At 41.4% G+C, this 18,096-nt stretch carries 16 protein-coding genes; 11 read left to right on the forward strand and 5 right to left on the reverse strand.

Annotation, left to right across the window (positions count from 1 at the left end; genetic code table 11):
• Positions 1-152 precede the first annotated feature (152 nt).
• Complete coding sequence (locus tag AC1PJP_RS13110; protein ID WP_000050874.1) at positions 153-1,097, reverse strand: dihydrodipicolinate synthase family protein; 945 nt, start codon at positions 1,095-1,097, stop codon at positions 153-155.
• 186 nt (positions 1,098-1,283) lie between these two features.
• Here AC1PJP_RS13110 and AC1PJP_RS13115 point away from each other — a divergent pair, with 186 nt between their 5' ends.
• The 9 genes from AC1PJP_RS13115 (at position 1,284) to AC1PJP_RS13155 (ending at position 11,746) form a co-directional block, all read left to right on the forward strand.
• Positions 1,284-2,174, forward strand: coding sequence for a LysR family transcriptional regulator (locus tag AC1PJP_RS13115; protein WP_416697016.1), 891 nt, complete (start codon positions 1,284-1,286; stop codon positions 2,172-2,174).
• A gap of 136 nt (positions 2,175-2,310) precedes the next feature.
• Complete coding sequence (locus AC1PJP_RS13120; RefSeq protein ID WP_003653184.1) at positions 2,311-2,832, forward strand: sigma-70 family RNA polymerase sigma factor; 522 nt, start codon at positions 2,311-2,313, stop codon at positions 2,830-2,832.
• Complete coding sequence (locus AC1PJP_RS13125) at positions 2,833-3,849, forward strand: FecR family protein (protein WP_416697015.1); 1,017 nt, start codon at positions 2,833-2,835, stop codon at positions 3,847-3,849.
• Positions 3,850-3,988: 139 nt separating this feature from the next.
• Positions 3,989-7,162: a hemophilin receptor HphR gene (hphR, locus tag AC1PJP_RS13130; RefSeq protein ID WP_479767197.1), complete on the forward strand. Its 3,174-nt coding sequence runs from the start codon at positions 3,989-3,991 to the stop codon at positions 7,160-7,162.
• Positions 7,163-7,355: 193 nt separating this feature from the next.
• Positions 7,356-8,147 (forward strand): Slam-dependent surface lipoprotein, encoded by a 792-nt coding sequence (locus AC1PJP_RS13135; RefSeq protein ID WP_416697013.1) that lies wholly within the window; start codon positions 7,356-7,358, stop codon positions 8,145-8,147.
• 79 nt (positions 8,148-8,226) lie between these two features.
• Positions 8,227-9,717, forward strand: a complete 1,491-nt coding sequence (gene hsmA, locus AC1PJP_RS13140) for a hemophilin secretion modulator (protein ID WP_465223388.1) — start codon at positions 8,227-8,229, stop codon at positions 9,715-9,717.
• A gap of 10 nt (positions 9,718-9,727) precedes the next feature.
• The gene (locus tag AC1PJP_RS13145; RefSeq protein ID WP_416697012.1) at positions 9,728-10,645 is read left to right on the forward strand and encodes an energy transducer TonB; all 918 of its coding nucleotides are present in this window, start codon (positions 9,728-9,730) and stop codon (positions 10,643-10,645) included.
• A 32-nt stretch (positions 10,646-10,677) separates the two neighbouring features.
• Positions 10,678-11,277, forward strand: coding sequence for a biliverdin-producing heme oxygenase (locus tag AC1PJP_RS13150; protein WP_080632545.1), 600 nt, complete (start codon positions 10,678-10,680; stop codon positions 11,275-11,277).
• Positions 11,278-11,305: 28 nt separating this feature from the next.
• Positions 11,306-11,746 carry a YbaN family protein gene (locus AC1PJP_RS13155; RefSeq protein WP_191010951.1) on the forward strand — a complete coding sequence of 147 codons (441 nt, stop codon included), beginning with the start codon at positions 11,306-11,308 and terminating at the stop codon, positions 11,744-11,746.
• A gap of 4 nt (positions 11,747-11,750) precedes the next feature.
• Here the strand turns inward: AC1PJP_RS13155 and AC1PJP_RS13160 are convergent, their stop codons facing one another.
• Entirely contained in the window at positions 11,751-12,026 is a 276-nt protein-coding gene (locus AC1PJP_RS13160) for a hypothetical protein (protein ID WP_016138988.1), read from the reverse strand.
• A 322-nt stretch (positions 12,027-12,348) separates the two neighbouring features.
• Here AC1PJP_RS13160 and AC1PJP_RS13165 point away from each other — a divergent pair, with 322 nt between their 5' ends.
• Positions 12,349-13,056, forward strand: coding sequence for a YoaK family protein (locus AC1PJP_RS13165; protein ID WP_151987128.1), 708 nt, complete (start codon positions 12,349-12,351; stop codon positions 13,054-13,056).
• Between the two features lie 149 nt (positions 13,057-13,205).
• A complete protein-coding gene (locus AC1PJP_RS13170; RefSeq protein WP_479767200.1) occupies positions 13,206-15,119 on the forward strand; it encodes an esterase/lipase family protein in 1,914 nt (637 codons plus the stop codon).
• Between the two features lie 54 nt (positions 15,120-15,173).
• Here the strand turns inward: AC1PJP_RS13170 and AC1PJP_RS13175 are convergent, their stop codons facing one another.
• From AC1PJP_RS13175 to AC1PJP_RS13185, 3 genes are all read right to left on the reverse strand, one after another.
• Entirely contained in the window at positions 15,174-16,508 is a 1,335-nt protein-coding gene (locus AC1PJP_RS13175; RefSeq protein ID WP_479767201.1) for a basic amino acid/polyamine antiporter, read from the reverse strand.
• 5 nt (positions 16,509-16,513) lie between these two features.
• The gene (locus tag AC1PJP_RS13180) at positions 16,514-17,392 is read right to left on the reverse strand and encodes a homocysteine S-methyltransferase family protein (RefSeq protein ID WP_479767203.1); all 879 of its coding nucleotides are present in this window, start codon (positions 17,390-17,392) and stop codon (positions 16,514-16,516) included.
• Positions 17,393-17,608: 216 nt separating this feature from the next.
• A complete protein-coding gene (locus AC1PJP_RS13185) occupies positions 17,609-18,079 on the reverse strand; it encodes a hypothetical protein (RefSeq protein ID WP_199942591.1) in 471 nt (156 codons plus the stop codon).
• Positions 18,080-18,096: the final 17 nt, after the last annotated feature.

The raw sequence follows: 18,096 nt of genomic DNA on the forward strand, positions 1-18,096 counted from the left end.
CATTCCTCGTAGTTTTTTTGTTCTATTTCGCACTACCTGTTCACCACAGTTTGCATGCTTTTTATTATTGTTTTTAAGAGACATGCCCGATGTTTGGCCTCAGGCAGCGTACAGGAAAAAAAGGCTAGCGTACATGCTAGCCCGAATAGAATTTAAGCAACGGCTTGGGTTAAATCGACCTTGCCAATTCCGGCTTGACGCATTGCATCATGAATTTCTTGCTCAGCACCATCTGCCAGTGGAAGCAGAGGCGAACGCACAGTGGCATGGTCCAAAATTCCGCGAGCAACCAATGCATGTTTAAGCGCGACCGTACCTTCCATGTGTGAACCGCGGTGATAAACATTGCGAGTCACTGGTAATAATTGGTCGTGAATAGCACGTGCTTTAGCGTAATCTTTGGCTTTACCTGCTTTAATCATTTCAATTAACAGTTCAGGGGCAATGTTGCCATAGCCAACCAAAGCGCCGTCTACATCAAACATGGTGTGAAGCAAATATTCATCGTGGCAAGTCAACACCTGTAAGTCTGGGCGTTCACGGCGAATAATCGGAATTTCGACATCCCAGCGACGCATATTACGCACACCATTTTTCATGGCAAATACACCTGGCTGTGCAGAAATATCGAGTAGAGTCTCTAGGTCGTAAGTGGCCTTCGTTGCATCTGGATATTGGAATAAAATAGATGGCAAACCACTTTCTTCATAAATTGCTTTATAGCGGTCTTGTGGTGCGCCTTTTTGATAGCCAAAACGCAACCAGCCATGTGAAGGATAAATCAAACCTGCCGAAGCACCTGCGCTGACTGCACGTTTTGCTTCTTCTGCTGCAACCGAAGTACCTTCGAGCGTAATCCCTGCGATTACCGGAATTTTGTCATCTACCGATTTAACAAAGCTTTCGATGACCTGCATTTGTTCTTTTTGCGACAAGAATGTTCCTTCACCTGCATGCCCAAGAACAACTAAGCCTTTCACACCATCAATACTGCCTAACCATGAACCTAAACGTTGAATTGCATCATGGTCTACTTGTCCGTCACGGGTAAAAGGAGTCACAGGTGCTGGGGTTAATCCACGTAAATCTAAACTCATAATCGTACTTCCTATACAGTGTAATTAAATATTCTCTGGTTCTTAATCTGACTTAAATCGTGTTGTAGAGAACATGATTGGAGTATAGAAATAGGTGAGCTATGTAGGAATTACCAATTCTTGAATTTCAGTTATACTGAAAATGTATAGCTCAAAATGTTGCCTATGACGATTTAGGAAGAATCGATGAATTATGAATTATGGAAAATATTTTTAGACGCGGTGGAACTTGGTAGCTTAAGCAAAGTCGCCATGCTGCATAACACCAACCAACCGCAAATCAGTCGGCAAATGAACGAGCTTGAAGTGCAATGTGGTGGTCGTTTGTTTAACCGAACCGGACGCGGCGTCGAACTCACCGATTTAGGTCAGCATTTACTTCCTAAAATTCGTTCATGGCTAAACGTAACCGATCAGCTCAATAATGAAATTTTGCACTCGACCGATACCCCAATTGGTACAGTTCGTATTGCCAGTTTGCCGTCTACTGCACATCCGTTGTTATCGACTTTGTACAAAGTGCTTCAAGAGAAATATCCCTTAATTAAACTGTCGGTGCGTGAAGGGCAAGGGGTACATTTAGAAAAATGGCTTGAAGATGGCAGTGTCGATTTAGCCATACTTTATCGGTTTAACCCAACACCGAAACAAGGCGATGTTTACCTTATCGAAGCCGATACTTACTTGGTGGGCTGTGAAGGAGACGCGCTCACTCAGGCAAATGAAGTCGACTTTAAAGAGGTAAGTCAGTTACCACTGGTCACCTTTTGCAGGCCAAGTAACTGGCGCAATTTTTTAGACCACATGGCTTATGAAAATGGGGTAGAGCTGAATATTGTTTTTGAAGCCGACTCGATTAGTTTGCAAACCCATTTGGTTTCCGAATCTCGCATGTATACCATGCTGGGGCCGCAAGCTTTAAAAAAGGCCAGCCAATACACCTCAATTCAAGCCGCAAAAATTATTAACCCCGCACTCAAGCGCTATATTTCTTTGTCTATTTCTAAACATGGCTATTTAACGCCTGCGTGTAAGGCGGTGATGGAAGAAATTAGAAATCTTGCCGATTTGCTTTAAGAGAAGTGCAGCAAAGCAAGCGGGTAATTAATTCAATTTATTAAACAGTGATTTAAGTTTTACTTGAATTATTGCTTGACTTGTTTAAATGATAATTATTATCATTTATAGGTTCCTTGTTTTGAGTCCAATTGCTGTGAACAAAACTTCTTTGCTTGTAGATCAGTTATATAGAAGTCACCAAAGCTGGCTTCACCAATGGTTGAGACAAAAATTAGGTAATACTGATCAGGCCGCAGATCTGGTTCAGGACACATTTATTAAACTGCTACAAACGCGTGACGAGCTATTCGGCATTAAGGAACCGCGTGCTTATTTAACCTCGATTGCTAAAAACCTGCTGATTGATCAAGTGCGCCGTAAACGCATTGAACAGGCCTATTTAGATGGCTTGAGTCAAATGGAATATATGCTTGATGCGGTGGCTTCACCCGAAGATCAGATGCAAATTATTCAAGCGATTAACCAGCTTTGCAAAGCACTCGAAGGGGTTTCTGAAAAAGCACAGCAAGCTTTTATTTTGCATTACCTCGAAGGCTATACCCATAAAGAAATTGCCGAGCGTTTAAATGTGTCGACCAAAATGATTCAAAAATATTTGGCGAGCTGTTTAATTCAGTGCTACCAAAACCGACAAGACATGGACGCTTGCATTTAAATGGCCATGGATAAAAGCAAACATCACCAACTGGTTGAAGAAGCCGCGCATTGGATTGTTCAACTGAGTTCGGATGATGAAAGCTCACGAAAAACCGCCAAGCAAAAATTTGAAGAGTGGAAAAAAACTAGTGAGCAACACCGCCAAGTGGCTGCCGATATTGAACAGTGTATTGGATCAATTCAAAAACTTTCCCAAACGAGCGGACATAAAAAAGTCACTAAAGTTGCCCTTAAAGCTGGCCTAAACTCAGGCAAAGCCTATAAACATTTACGTGCAGGAACAGCTTTTGCCGTTGTGTTTGTTGCCATGAGTGGGGCGTTATTTTATTTAACTGACACCACAGTGGCCTATGTGACTGCCGATATTCAAGGGCAATCGGGGCAGTGGACCACGCAAACCTTACCAGATGGTTCACGTTTAATTTTACGTGGTAAAAGCGCAGTCAATCTTGATTTTAAAACTAACCAGCGAGTGGTTGAGTTGGTGCAAGGTCAAATTTATGTCGATGTTGTTAAAGATAAGACCAGACCGTTTTTAGTCAAAACCAGTCATGGGCAAATTCAGGCACTCGGCACAGCTTTTAGTGTCAGTTATGACCCCTCAGCAACCGAACTCAACATGTTGCACTCAAAGGTAAAAGTAGAAGCAACACAGGTTAAAATCACCCAATTGCATGCGACTCGTCAAGCCATTGTTGAAGCAGGGCAAGCTATTAAAATAGACCAAAATGGCGTACAAAAACTGCCTGCACTGAATGTTTATAACGAACAACAAAAATGGCAAAAGCATCAGCTTATGGTCGAAAACCTGCCGCTGAATCAAGTGCTACAAGAGCTAGACCGCAACTACAAAGGCAAAATTATTTTTAATGATGCGGCGTTGCAACATGTACGGGTCAATGCGGTATTGCCTTTAGACCAAACAACAGAATCGCTTAAGCTTTTGGCTACGGTTTTTCCAGACCTGAAAATTAAGCAAATCACGCCGTTTGTGGTCATGGTTTCTTTAAAATAATAAAAAATTAAATTTATTTTCGATTTTAGGTTCCACTTTTTTGAAAGTCGTTCGTCATAGTAAGTAGAAGCAATAAATATGGATCATTTTAATTAGTTGTATTGAATGATTCTTATTACGATTTACTGGGGCGGGGCAAATGAAAAAAGCGGGAACGGGGCAAAAGCAGAATCGATCGATTTTTCGATTTTCAACACTGGCGTTTGCCATACATGCTGTGTCGATGGGTGGGCTTGTTGTGCTTCCTATGCAGCAGGCCTATGCAGAAACAGCCGGAGTGAAAAGCTATAACATTCCTGCGGGTCGCCTCGCTAACGTACTCAACCAGTTTGCCGAACAATCGGGTACTTCAATTGCAATGGATGCCCAGCAACTCCAAGGGTTACACAGTCTGGGCTTAAAAGGCAATTTTGCTGTCGAGCAAGGTTTTGAGCAGCTTTTAAAATCAACTGAATTTAATGCTGTAAAAGTTGGGCAGGGCTACACACTCAGCAAAAAATCTACACCACGCGTCACTCCCGCTAAGGTTCAGGCCGCTAGCCTGCCGCCAAGTAGTGCCGTAATTGAAGAAGACGCATCGGTACGACTCACGCCAATTGTGGTGTACGGCAAAGAAGACCGTGACACCGAAGGCTATAACAAAGTTTATGACGCAAACCGCTCTTCGGTTTATGCAGGCAAAGACTATGTCGAACGCTTTAAAGGAACCAACCCAGCCGATGTTTTACAAGGTATGGTGGGCGTCTATAGTGGCGATGCCCGCAACAGTGGCGCACTCGATCCAAGTGTGCGTGGTGTGCAGGGCGTTGGTCGTGTGCCTTTAACCATTGATGGCACCGAACAGTCGATTGCCGTGTGGCGTGGTTACAACGGGGTAAATAACCGCAACTATATCGACCCCAATCTTATTGCGGGCATTGAAGTCATTAAAGGCCCATCTTTAGAGCGTAATACCACAACTTCTGTTGGCGGCGGTGTAGTCGTTAAAACGCTAGAGGTCGATGACATTGTTCGTCCGGGTAAGTCTTTTGGTGCCGAGTTAAAAGTAGAAGGCTCAACCAACTCAATTGATCCGTCTTTGCCAGACATGAGTAAAGTAGGCCAAAACTACGATGACACAACGCCTTGGATCGACATGAACGGGTCAAAATATGACCCCGATATTTATAAAAAGAACCGGACCAGAAGTGATAATTCTAATTTTTCGGGCGATGACTTGGCGGGCCGGCTGGCAATTGCCACCAAGCAAGACAAATTCGATTTACTGGCAGTGTATGCAGTACGTGAGCGCGGCAATTATTTTTCTGGCACACATGGCGCGGGCTACTATAAACGAGCGACACCGGACAGCAGCCTCGATTTTATTCCTTACTTTGCCTATGCCTATCAACCGGGCGATGAAGTTCCCAACACTTCAAGTCATATGGAGTCATGGTTATTAAAAGGGACCTATCGCCCAACTGATAGCCAGACTCTTAAACTGACTTACCGAGATACCAAAAATATTTTTGGTGAAATTATGCCGTCTCGGATTGTTTGGGGCATTACGCCTGACTTGGGTGTTCCGCAGTGGCCTTTAAGTAATATTCACTCTACAGCCTATAGCCTCGAATATAAATTTAAGCCTGAGAATAATCGTTGGATTGATTTTTATGCCAACATTTGGCAAACCGACACCGAAAGCCAGACATACACACGTGGTGGGTGGCCAACCACAATCGATTTTCGAGATAACACGATTATTAACACGGCGATAAGCCATTCTGACAATACGCGTAAAGGCATTACGGTCAGTAATAAAACCCGTTTGTTAGACCAGCTTGATTTGACGCTCGGTGGAAGTTTTTTAAAAGAAAAACTAACGTCCGACGATATATATGGCGAATTTGGCCCAAGTTATTCGCTCTATCAGGCACTGCCACGAGCAGGGCGCCGTGAGGAAAAAACGTTCGACTTTAACTTTAATTATAGACCGCTGTCTTGGCTAAGTTTTGATGCGGGTATGCGTTATCGCTCGTATTGGGCAGTTGATGACTTTTTAAATAAGTCTTTGCAGAGCGAGATTGACCCGAGTTTAAATCCGCTGTTTACCAAAAAAAGTAGGCTTAAAGAATATACCTTTGAATATCAGACCATGCCTGAGAGTTACACCTCGACTCAGCAGCGTTTAATCAATGTTTTAAAACAGCGCTATGCCACAAAAAATCCTGAGTGGGATGGGCAGCTCGACACTGTGCCTGCATCAGAGAGCACGTTGTATAACATGATCTGGTCGCAGAAAAATATACTGAGCTGGAAAGCAGATGCGAATGGGCAATTGTCGCTTACCGATAATCCTTTAAATCAGCTCAATGCCTCTGGACAAAAGTACGTCGTAACTGGTGGGAACTTTATGTCGGTGGTAGACCAAGTTCCGGTTGAGTCTGCCGATAAAGTTAAAGATAGCGGCTGGGCACCGCAGTTAGGCGCCTCAATTCATCTCACACCAAACAGTAGAATCTATGCACGCTATGCAGAGGAATATCGCTTACCAAGTTTGTTTGAAAGCACTGTCGGTTTTTCTGCGATGTTGCCATATCAAGCAATCAAACCTGAACACGCTTTTAACTACGAAGTGGGTTATGTCTATGACATGCGTGATTGGTTCAGCACAGTACGCAATGCTGACATTAAGCTCGCCTATTACTACAACAAAACCAAAAATGTGATTGAGCGTGACCAGAACCTTATTTTTACCAATATGGATGAGCAAAAATTATCAGGTCTAGAGTTACAAAGCCGTTTTGATAATGGTGGTTTCTTCACAGACTTGAGCGTGGCTTATAACTTAAAAAATGAAGTGTGTGACACCAATAGTGCCATTAACAAAATGATTTTAGGCGGTACGGTTCAAACCGAGCAGGGCCTGGAGTTCCGCGAACCGTATCAGCGCTGCGTCGATGACGGTTTCCCAAATGGCTACTTGGTGACTATGGCCACTCCTGAACTGAGTTTCCACGGTTTGCTTGGCGCACGCTTTTTTGATGAAAAGTTAGAGCTCGGTGCACGTGCAACATTCTATAAAGCTTATGAAAGCCCGCTACGCAAAAACAATGATGCTAGCGTCAATAAAGGCTATTACCTCAATGTGCCTTTGGCTTGGGATGACACGTGGATTTTTGATGCCTATGCGCGTTATCAGGTCGATAACTACAACACGGTTGAATTTGTCGGCAGTAATCTTTCTAACCAGTTTTATATCGATCCTTTAACTCGTAGTGCCATGGCCGCACCCGGCCGAACGATGAAAATTAGTTGGACCACTAAATTTTAAACAGAATTTGATTCCCTCTACACATACATAAAAGGGGAGTCAGGTAACGGTAAATAATAATATTGAATGATTATTATTTACAAAAAAAACTGAGTAGGTTTGCAGCTGGGCCTACTCAATAAACTAAAAATAGCGAAATCGTTATTTTAAATTAAACAATAACTTAGTTTTAAAAAAGATGGAGTAACAACAAATGAAAATCTCTCAATTGTTCTTGGGTCTCGTTGCTTGTTCAACTGCATTTGCTTATGCAGGTATTGATGGTATTTCGAGTAATGAAAGTAACATCAAAATCGGTGCTGCTGCCAATGCAAGCCATCCGGGTGGTGTAGCAGCGGTGTCGGTTCAAGCTGCGGGTGCACCATATAACGCTTTTACAGGTTTTAGTTCGTTAAAAGGTTTGGCTCAGGCTTTTGCTGCTCAGGGAACGAGTAATACCAATGTACCGGTTGGCAGCAAAACCTTTAATATTTCGCATATTCCAGTGTCTGCAATGCCACCGTCACACAGTGCATTAGGTAATTTTAACTTTGGTCAGGTGGGCACACAGGAAGTCTATTTTGGTGAATGGTGGAAAGCGGGCGACACACCTGCAAGCGCGAGCCATACCGTTTACTACGCGGGTGATAACACCAATACCACGGTTCCAACCGCGGGTACTGCAACTTATACCGTTGCAGGGATTAATGGTTCTGGAAGCAATCTGTTAAGTGGTACGTTCACGGCAAATTATGGCGCGGGTACACTTGAAGGAACGCTTACCGGAACAGGTACGGCTGTTTCATCATTAAGCCTAGATGGTGTGGCATTTAACCCGGGTACTGCTGCGTTTGCAGGTTTGGCAACGGCTAACGGTACGGCTGGTGTCGACAACTCTGGTGTGGTTCAAGGTCAATTCTTTGGTGCAAATGCGTCGGCTTTAGCGGGTATTGCGCAGTTTGATAACGTGTCTTACAACACTGCTTTTGGCGGTGCTAAAAATTAATGAATACAAAAGGAATCTACACACGTAGATTCCTTTTGTTTTTTGAGCTTTTGCTTGGTTGCTTCAGGTTTATTGTTTTATGAAACGAACGCTTTTGTGCTGTCTGACATTGTTGAGTTGTCCATTTTTATATGCCGACGAAGACACACAGCTTCGTCTCAATCAAAGCTTGGATCAAACGCTTTTACAAGAACAGCGCCAGTTTCACGAGCAGGGAACCATTCGTAGTACCGAGCAATTACCTAAACTTCAAATTAATGGACAAGAATACAGTGTTGAGCAAAACCCGAATGATCTTGCCAAGGCGTTATATTTGGCTGTCATGCAAAAACAGTGGCTCAAAACCACGGTTTATTTAGAACATTATAAGAAATATGTTGGCTATGATCGGGCTTTAACCGACTTTGCCGAAGGGGCAGTTGCACGTTCTCAGGGTCAACTGAAATTGGCTGAACAAAAATTTCAAAGCAGCCTAAAACAACAACCTCATAATTTAATTTGTGAACTTGAGTTAGCGCGCGTGCTGTTTGAACAACAGAAGAATAAGGAAGCAGCACGCCTTTTTATTTCCATTCAAGACCAACTGAAACAAAGTGATCCTGCTGTCATTCCTTCTGGGGTTTTAACAACAGTAAATACCTTTGTTCAAGCACTAAAAAAACGAGACTCTTGGCAAGGCTCGGTTTCAGCGGGTTATACCTATGTAAGTAATTTAAATAGTTCTTCTGAACAAAGCAAAACATGGACGCTTTATGGCAAAGATAGTAAAGGTAATATTATCCCAATTGAGCAAGTTACTCGTGGGACGCCTAAAGCTGAGTCAGCAACGGGGTTAGATTACGAAGCCAGTCTTATAAAACGCTATGCGATTAAGGGGCATCATGGTGTGGCTTTACGTGCGCTGGCATTTGGACAGTCCTATAACGACCACGCGGCATTTAATGAATCTACCATTAACATTAATGCAGGCTACAGCTACTTTGACTTAAAAAATCAAATTGGGGTGAGTCCGCTTTTTGAACATAAACGTTATGGCAACGATGGTCTTTACAATGCATGGGGCGCACGTGCCGAGTGGATGCATTTTATCTCGGCAGATAAAGCCTTCAAGCTTGAGGCTGAGGGTAAAGATTTAAATTATCAGAAATATAAAACCCTAGATGGGGTAGAAAGCTCAGCTTTTGCTACTTTCTGGAAGATTTTTCCAGACCAGTGGACTTTTTTGGGTGGTCTAGATGTGCTCGACCATTCGACCCAAGAAAAATACATGGCTGCCTATCAACAGCAAGGTGTGCGTTTAGGCTTAAGTAAGTCTTGGAGTGCTGGTTTTAACACTACTTTATTGAGTTCTTACCGTTGGCGACAGTTTGATAAATACGCAGAAACTTTCTTAGCTCGTCGTCATGATTTTGAACAGAACTATACTTTTGTTGTGCAAATGCCGCGCTTTGAGTTTTATGGCATGACGCCTAATTTAACCTATCGCTATAACCATAATAAAAGCAATGTCGATTGGCTGTATTCCTACGATAAACACAATATTAGCCTCAAGCTTGAGCATCGTTTTTAGGGAATAAGTCATGAAATCAAAATCTTTATTCCCTACACATAAGCCGATGGTTATGTTGCCTTTACCACAAGGGCCGAAGCATTTTTATAAGTGCTTAACTGTAGTCGTGGTGATTGGTCTGCATGTGTTTGTTGTCTGGATGCTGAGTCATTTAATAGAGCCTTATACTTTTCAAGCATCGCCAAAAGTAAATGCCTTAAAAGTAAGTTTTGTGTCATTGGCACCTGCTAAAAAGCCATCGGCTGAAAAGATCGAAAGCCAACCTAAAAAAAGTGTAACGTCTCAATCTACATTAAACAGTTCAGTCTCTTCAGTACCTGAAGAATCAAAAAACTCGCCTACAAATGTTCAAACATTAGTGTCAAAAACTGCCTCTAAAGAGGTCGTGCAAAATAATTTAAATGACAAACAGCAAGCACAACCAAAAACGACTTTAAACAATTCAGCTTCAATCCAATCAGCGCAGCCTACAGAACGGCGAGCGGTTCATAATGATAAAAAACTGAGTTCGACAGACCTTGAACAAACGCAAACTGAGCATTTGCTAAGCAGCAATAGCGAAACCAAAAGTGGCGGCGTCAAAACACCCGCAACGCAGCAAGAATATTCCAAAGCACCGAGCACTCAAGTTGAACACGATGATGTTGTTCAGGTGAGTAGCGTGGATGTACTGAGTTTTGGCGGGCTTGACTACGATGACCGCGAGTTAAAACAACAAAATCGTTTGGTTGAGCTTCGGATTCGCATTAATGAAAAAGGAGAGCCGATCGACATCCAATTAAGTCAAAGTTCGGGCATTCAAAGCCTTGATGAGCGGGTCATGCAAGCTGCACGTAAATCCAGATTTAAACCCCACAAAATTAACGGTCGAGCCGTGACCATTGTTGTGGATTTTCCAGTCCAACTCAAACTCAATCGGGGCCGTTAACCGATGATTAATATCTATTTTGTAGGAGAAAGATGATGAACTCATCTACAGACCAAATCATTAGCAACAGCTTGTCTTTACGTTTGAAACAAGAAACTGCTGCTGAACACGAACGTATGCATCAATTAATGTCACAGGCAAAGGTATTTTCAAGTAAAGAAAAATACGCGCAATTTACGTTGTCTCAATATTACTTTCAGCGTGAAATTGAACATCTTTTTGAGAAAGAAGGGGTAGCAGGCCTGATTCCAGACTTAGACATTCGTGGCCGCTCAAAACAGGCACTTGCCGATTTAAATGATTTGGGTATTCAACCCAACGGGCAGCAATTACACAGTGAAAACGTACAGCTACCCGAAGCGTTAGGCTGGATTTATGTGTCTGAAGGTTCAACTTTAGGGGCTGCATTTTTATTTAAAGAAGCTCAAAAGCATTTGGGTTTTTCTGAAACGTTTGCTGCGCGTAATTTAGCGGCCTATCCCGAAGGGCGCGCGAAAGTCTGGAAACGTTTTGTACAAGCACTTGATGAAACAGGCTTTGACCAAACCCAGCAAGACCGAGTCGTTCAAGGGGCGTTAGATGCTTTTGGATATTTTGGTCAAGCGCTTGATCAGCTTGATGAATTGAAATAATAAAAAGTGGATAAAGGGAATACCCGATATGGACAAACTCAATCAAGTAAATGTGATCGTAAAACATGAGCAGTCGCTAGCACCTGCTCAACCAGTCAGTAAGCTTGCCCGTTCTGTTTGGGCGCGTTGGGTGTTTATTGGTTTGGCTTGGTTGTGTATTGCGCTTGGCATATTGGGTATTTTTATTCCGGGTTTACCCACCGTTGATTTTATAATTTTGGCTGTGTTCTTTGCGGCTAGAGGCTCTGAAAAACTTCATCAATGGTTTCGAAATCATCGTTATATCGGTCCACTCATTCGCGAGTGGCAAGAACATCGGCGTATTCCTAAAAAAGCAAAATACATCTCTACAGTGAGTATGAGTCTGGCTGCGGGGCTTATGATTTGGACCATTCCACATCCGTGGTTTGTCTATCCGGCAATTTTATGTATGGCAGGGGTATTGGTGTGGATGTGGCTTAAAAAATAAAGAATTATGATCTGCACTGTTGCATGGTGCGCATCATGGTTTTCACAAAATCACGCGGTACTTCAGGGCTTTGTAGACTTAAATTTCCAAGTTTATGCATGAGTTTAGGGGAATATTGACGCTCTAAACGATGATAAATACACAGACAGGTTGAACGGCTATGTCCAGCTGCGATGCATTTTGAGTAAAAATCACGGTGTGCATTACTTTTATAGCCAGCAGAGGCAATCGATACAAATAATAATCCACCTAGAAAAACTGAAAAATTATAAAGTGACATATATCTACTCTTGGTTGTTGTTTTTCATTATCCATATCTTGGCATAACTTTTTCAGGTTCAAAACCAATTGATATCAACTTGCGGCTTCATCATAGTTATAACAGTTTTAGAGGTCAAATTGATTTGAAGTTGATAACCGTTTATTGTTTTAAAAACACTCAATTTTAATTGTTGCCATTTTAAAGACAGTGTTGCGACATTACACACCCTATTTTTTTACATCATTTTTTGTTTTCATAAACACTTTAGTATTACTTATTTTTTAAATCATTTATATACAACTTACTTGTTTTAAAACTCTAATTTAACAGGATATTTTATATGGCAGATACCCCAATTCAAAAAGAGACAGAAAGTACCTGGGCAATATGTCGAGATCCTGTTTTGTTGACTATGGTGGGTGGGGCAATTGATACCATAGGTTTTATTGCGCTGTTTGGTTTTTTTACCGCGCATGTTACGGGAAACTTAGTATTGGCAGGTGCTGCATGGGTTAAAGGCGGCGCTGGCATATGGATTAAGCTTGCTGCTATTCCGCTATTTATTTTGACAGTGGTGATCACGAAACTGTTAATTGACCGTAGTCAGGTTAAGCACAAAACCCTGTCTTATTTATTTTTATTTGAAGCTATTTTTCTATGTGCCTTCATGGTTGCAGGACTTTACTTTGAGCCATTTAAAAATCCGGATGCGCTAACAGTTGCAGTAACAGGCGGGTTGGGTTTAATTGCTTTAGCTATTCGTAATACGTCCAGCAAAACCCTCATTAAAAATATTAGCCCAAGTACCATGATGACAGGTAACACTACCCAGCTTGGTATTGATATTGCCAACTTGCTTAAAAACAATAATGCAGCCAATCGGGCAAGTTTTCTAAAAAGTGCCAGTATTGTGATTGGGTTTGTAATTGGTGCTTTCTTAGGAGCGATACTCTATGTCTATTTTGACTTCTGGAGTGTAGCGCCATTTATCTTGCCTATTTTGTATTTCTCTTATTTAGCTTCACAGCAAAAGTTTAACCAAGCTTGATTAGAGAAAATAATAAATTAGCCTGAATTAAAATGAGTTCAGGCTTTTTTTCGTAATAAAGGAAAATGGAAGCTGAGCCGAAATTGTTCGTTCACTGCTTTACAGGCATAATGACCAGATGGGGAATACATTCGATTAAGGAATGCACAATGACAAAGTCTTATCATTATTCAATCATAACAATAATGGCTTTGCTCAGTGGCTGTCAGGTCATTAATTTAAAAGAAAGTAATTTAAGTAACGCTTTAAAAAGTAAGAATGAAAGTATTCTGACCGACGGAACCTTAAGCCATCAAACCCAAAATTTGCTGTATTTAGTTAAAAAAGACGAAAAATCTTGTCTGCAAAATTTTGATGATTGTTTAAATAAAATTCAAAGCTTGTCTGAAAATAGCAGTCGAGAAGAACGCTATGCTGCGCTCAGTGAAATTTATTTAGCCAAGGCTTTAGACGTCGGACGTAATAGCCAATGTAATGTCATTAATAAAAGTAACAGTTGCATTGAGCAAGAGTTGGCGCTGTTTGATAAAAGCTTGCGCTATAGTTATGTCTATTTATTTGACTCTGAAGAGTCGCCATTCGATCGGGTATTTGACCATCGCCAAAATCAGGTGCGTATTTTTTATAACGTGGCTTTATCGAAGCTCATGACCACATATTTTAATCATTTAAATACGCATCGTTTTCCACCGTTGCTTAAAGCAGATGGGCATGAGTACCACGTCAATTTTGACCACGCGTTAGATGTACAAAAAATTGAAGTCGATACTTTTCGCTCAAGCTATAACATGAACTTTTCTGGCTTTAATACCGTTAACCGTAAGGATGGTTTAGGGGCAGAGTTTATTGTCGGGCGTAAAGAAAATGATGTAAATCACGGCTTCATTTTAGACCCTGATGCTTTTTACGCTCACCAGAATAATCCGAACATCCATTTACCGCGCTTCTTTCCAGTCACTGCGATTGCTTACCCAAAACAAAAAGCCACAGCAGATCAGGTCATTGCAGGAGCAGATTTAGAAATTGCCATGTTCGATCCATATCGACAAGATCGTGTAAAGGTTGAAGGTGTGGACTATCCGCTTACTGCAAACTATTCGGCGCCTTATGGGCTTTGGTTGTCGAAATATAATTTAGGTGCAGCAGGTTATTGGTCCTTAATTAATAAAGAAACCAATTTGATCATGCCGCATTTATATATGCTGGAACCCTTTAACCCGAATAAAAAAATCATTGTATTTATTCATGGCTTGGCAAGTAGCCCAGAGGCGTGGGTGAGTCTAACCAATGACATTATGGGCGATGCCGAATTAAGGAATAACTATCAAGTCTGGCAGGTGTTTTATTCAACGAATATGCCGATTTTTGAAAGTCGTTTTCAGATTTATTCTTTGCTGAATCAAGCTTTTCAAAATGTTGCTAAAGACAGCTACGCTGCACACGATGCAGTGCTGGTTGGACATAGTATGGGCGGAGTGATTAGCCGCCTATTGGTAAGTGATGCTGATGTTTCAGAGCAAGCCATGCAAAAAATGAATGAAGCCCAGCTAAACCGTTTAAAAGAAAATCCTGTGGTGCTAGAGCGTTTTCAATTCAAAGCTTTGCCTTATTTTAAGCGGGTTGTTTTTGTTTCGGCACCGCATCATGGCACTGACTACGCTGACCGATGGTTTACCCAAATTGCCCGCCGTATTATTCGTTTGCCAGCTGATTTCTTTATTGCAGTTGAAATGAGAGATGAGAAAAATACAAAACTCAGAAAAGGCTTAATTGAAAATGGGGCGAGTAATTTAAGTCGTTCTTCTAGCTTTATGCAGCTTACGCAAGCCATTCAGCCATCGTCCAGTGTGGTCTATCACTCGATTATGGGGAACATAAATGGCACCACAGATAAGTTAAAAAGCAGTGATGGGATTGTGCCGTATCAAAGTTCACATTTAGATGGTGAACAGTCGGAACTCATTATTAAGGGCGGGCATTCGATTCAAACTACCCCAGAAGCAATTTTAGAATTACGCCGTATTTTACGGTTGCATTTAAAGCAGTCACAGCCTTTAAAATAGAATTTTTTGATTTAGAAAACCACTGCTGAAATGACTCAACAGTGGTTGAAATGATTAATTAAGCTGATTTTGTTTGAGCGATTTTTTATGCTCAAAATAGCTGATGGAAAAAATAACCAAGCCGACCAAATACAACACTACAGACAGAAGTAATAAATCTAATCCTGCTGCATAGAGCAACCAAAGTGCATAAATGGAAGCGACACTTGCAATGGCAATATGCGGTGTGCGTTTATGGCGAATGGATTCTTTAAGATAAAAAGCCGACACCAGAAAATAAGGCAGCAAAATCATCACCGATGAAATTAATAAAAGTTGGGTGTAGTTTTTATTGAAAAAATAAACCGCAATCAATGCACCTTGCACGACAATGGTGGTCAGCCAAAGTGATGAAATGGGTACATTATTTTGATTATTCTTTAAAAATAATTTTGGGAATGCACCATTTTTTGCAGCCAAATATGGAATTTCAGTGGCGAATAAAGTCCAGCTTAAATAAGACGAAGAAACTGAAATAATAAGCCCGATGGTAATAACAATCGTGCCCGGTAAACCGATCAGTTGCTGCAAAATGGTTGCCATTGATGGGTTGTGCATGCCAGCAAGCGCCTCACGACTTACCACGCCATAAGCCAATACGGTCACCATCACGTAAAAAGTTAATGCCAGTAACACACCTAAAATGGTCGCTTTACCAATGTCATGACGTTTTTTAGCACGCGATGATAAAACCACAGCACCTTCAATACCGGTAAATACCCAAAGGGTAATGAGCATCAGGTCTTTCACTTGCTGCCAAAGCGGAACTTTTAAAGAGAAGTCATTTAAGTTGAGTTTGAACAAATCAAACTTAAAGGCAATGAAAGTAAAGAAGATGAAAACCACCATTGGAATGATTTTGGCAATGGTTGCCAGTAAATTCACAATCGCAGCTTCTTTAATGCCTCGACTTACTAACCAGTGCACCAGCCATACAAAAATGCTTGAGCCAATCAGAGAGTAGAGCGTATTACCTTCACCAAAAATAATATGGTCTTTGCTATCGGTAAACATGCCGACGCCTGAAAAGGCAATCACCACATAACCGACAATACCGATGGTGGTACACAACCAATAACCCCACGCCGAGCAAAAACCAATCAGGTCTCCAAAACCTTCCCGCGCATAGTTATAAATACCACCGTCAAGATCTGGTCGTTGACGCGTTAAATGCAATAGCGTGAGGGCCAAGAAAATAATGCCGACCCCAGTAATGAGCCATGCAACAAGAAGGGCAGAGCCGTTAGCGACTTGAGCCATATTTTGGGGGAGGCTAAATACGCCTGACCCCACCATAGAACTAAAGACCAGCGCTGTAAGAGATAATAGTCCAATTTTGGCAGCAGACATGGTATTTATTCTTTAAAAAATTGAGAAAGTTCAGCAATGTGTTCTGGCCCGATACCACAGCAACCGCCGACTAGACTTGCACCTGCTTTTTGCCATTGTTTAGCAAAACCAAGATAAGCTGGAGCGTCTAAGTCTTTACGAATTTCATCCAGACCATCGTTGGCGGTAGCACTTTCATCTTGAGGTGGGAAAGCATTGGCATAAGCACCAATCTGCACTGACTCTGGAATGAGTCCTTTAATTTGATTAATCGCTTGCAAGATCACTTCCGGTTGGCAGCAGTTAAATAACACTGCTTTGGCATTTGATTGTTTGATGAAATCAGCCACTTGTTGCATGTTTTCGCCAGAACGAAGTAATGCTTGTTCTTGTTTAATTTCATCTTGCAGCGTGAACGACACCCAATAGTCTTTACCATCTTTTGGTAATAGCGCATGAACTGTTTCGACTTCTTTTAAGCACGATTGAGTTTCAGCGAGCCAAAAATCAACCTCTGGTGCCAAAGTATTAATGATTGGCTCAGCAAGGTTTTTAGCTTGTTCAGGTTGGAACAAGTCTGCACGGTAAGAGCCAAATAACGGTGGTAAGCAGCCTGCGATTTTGACATTTTTGCCGCTTTCTTTAACTGCATTTTTTGCCTGTTCAATTGCAACTTGAATTAAACGCACGCCGTCAGTTTCAAAGCGTTCTTGTCCAATATGAAAAGGCACAACAGCATAGTTATTAGTCGTAATAACTTCTGAACCCGCGTTAATAAAATCGAGATGTACTTCTTTTACTGTTTCTGGTGCTTCAATCAGTGCAAGCGCAGACCACTCTGGTTGACGAAACGGAGCGCCACGACGGGCCAATTCACGGCCTAAACCGCCATCTAAAATCTTCATAAATTACAACATAAAGGGAGAAAAAATATTTGATTAATCTAGCGTGTAGATGAGCCGTGTTCAATCGCGAATATGCTCGATATATTTCTAAATAAATTAGATTGTTATGAATATTTTTTCTTAAAAGGATTTCTGTAGATGCTGTTCAGTTTTACTGATGAACTTCATGTGAAAAAGAGTATGTATTTATTTGAAAATATAGAATAAAAAATAATCTTATAGCGCACCAAATTGCTGCCAGCTTTCACCTGTGTGCTGAGTTTGATAATAGGCTTGAAGTTGTTCAAGTTGCGTAAAATGTATGCTACACCAAATTAATAAACTGATGAATAATAAAAGCTTACATAAGCTGCGAGTCTTGTTTTGTGGCGTGAATGCTAATAGAACAAAAAACAGAGCAGGTAAAAATATAAAGAACTGAATAGGAGAGAAAAATAAATGGCTGGTACTGAAATATAATGCGGCTGCACTCATCAGCATATTTAAAACAGAACATAGTTTTTGATATTTATTGAGCTTAAACGCATAAGCCGTCAGAGCAAGTAACACCGCTGAGCTGACATAAATGGCTGTACCGCCAATCATCCACATGTAAAACCCGCTCACCAAAAGATAAGCCAGTAGCAAAACAAGCACGAGCTTAAAACAAAATGACAAAAGGCGAGATGATGAGTTTAAAGGCGTCATAGCGAATCTAAATATCT

The organism is Acinetobacter sp. V116_7, from assembly GCF_056735735.1.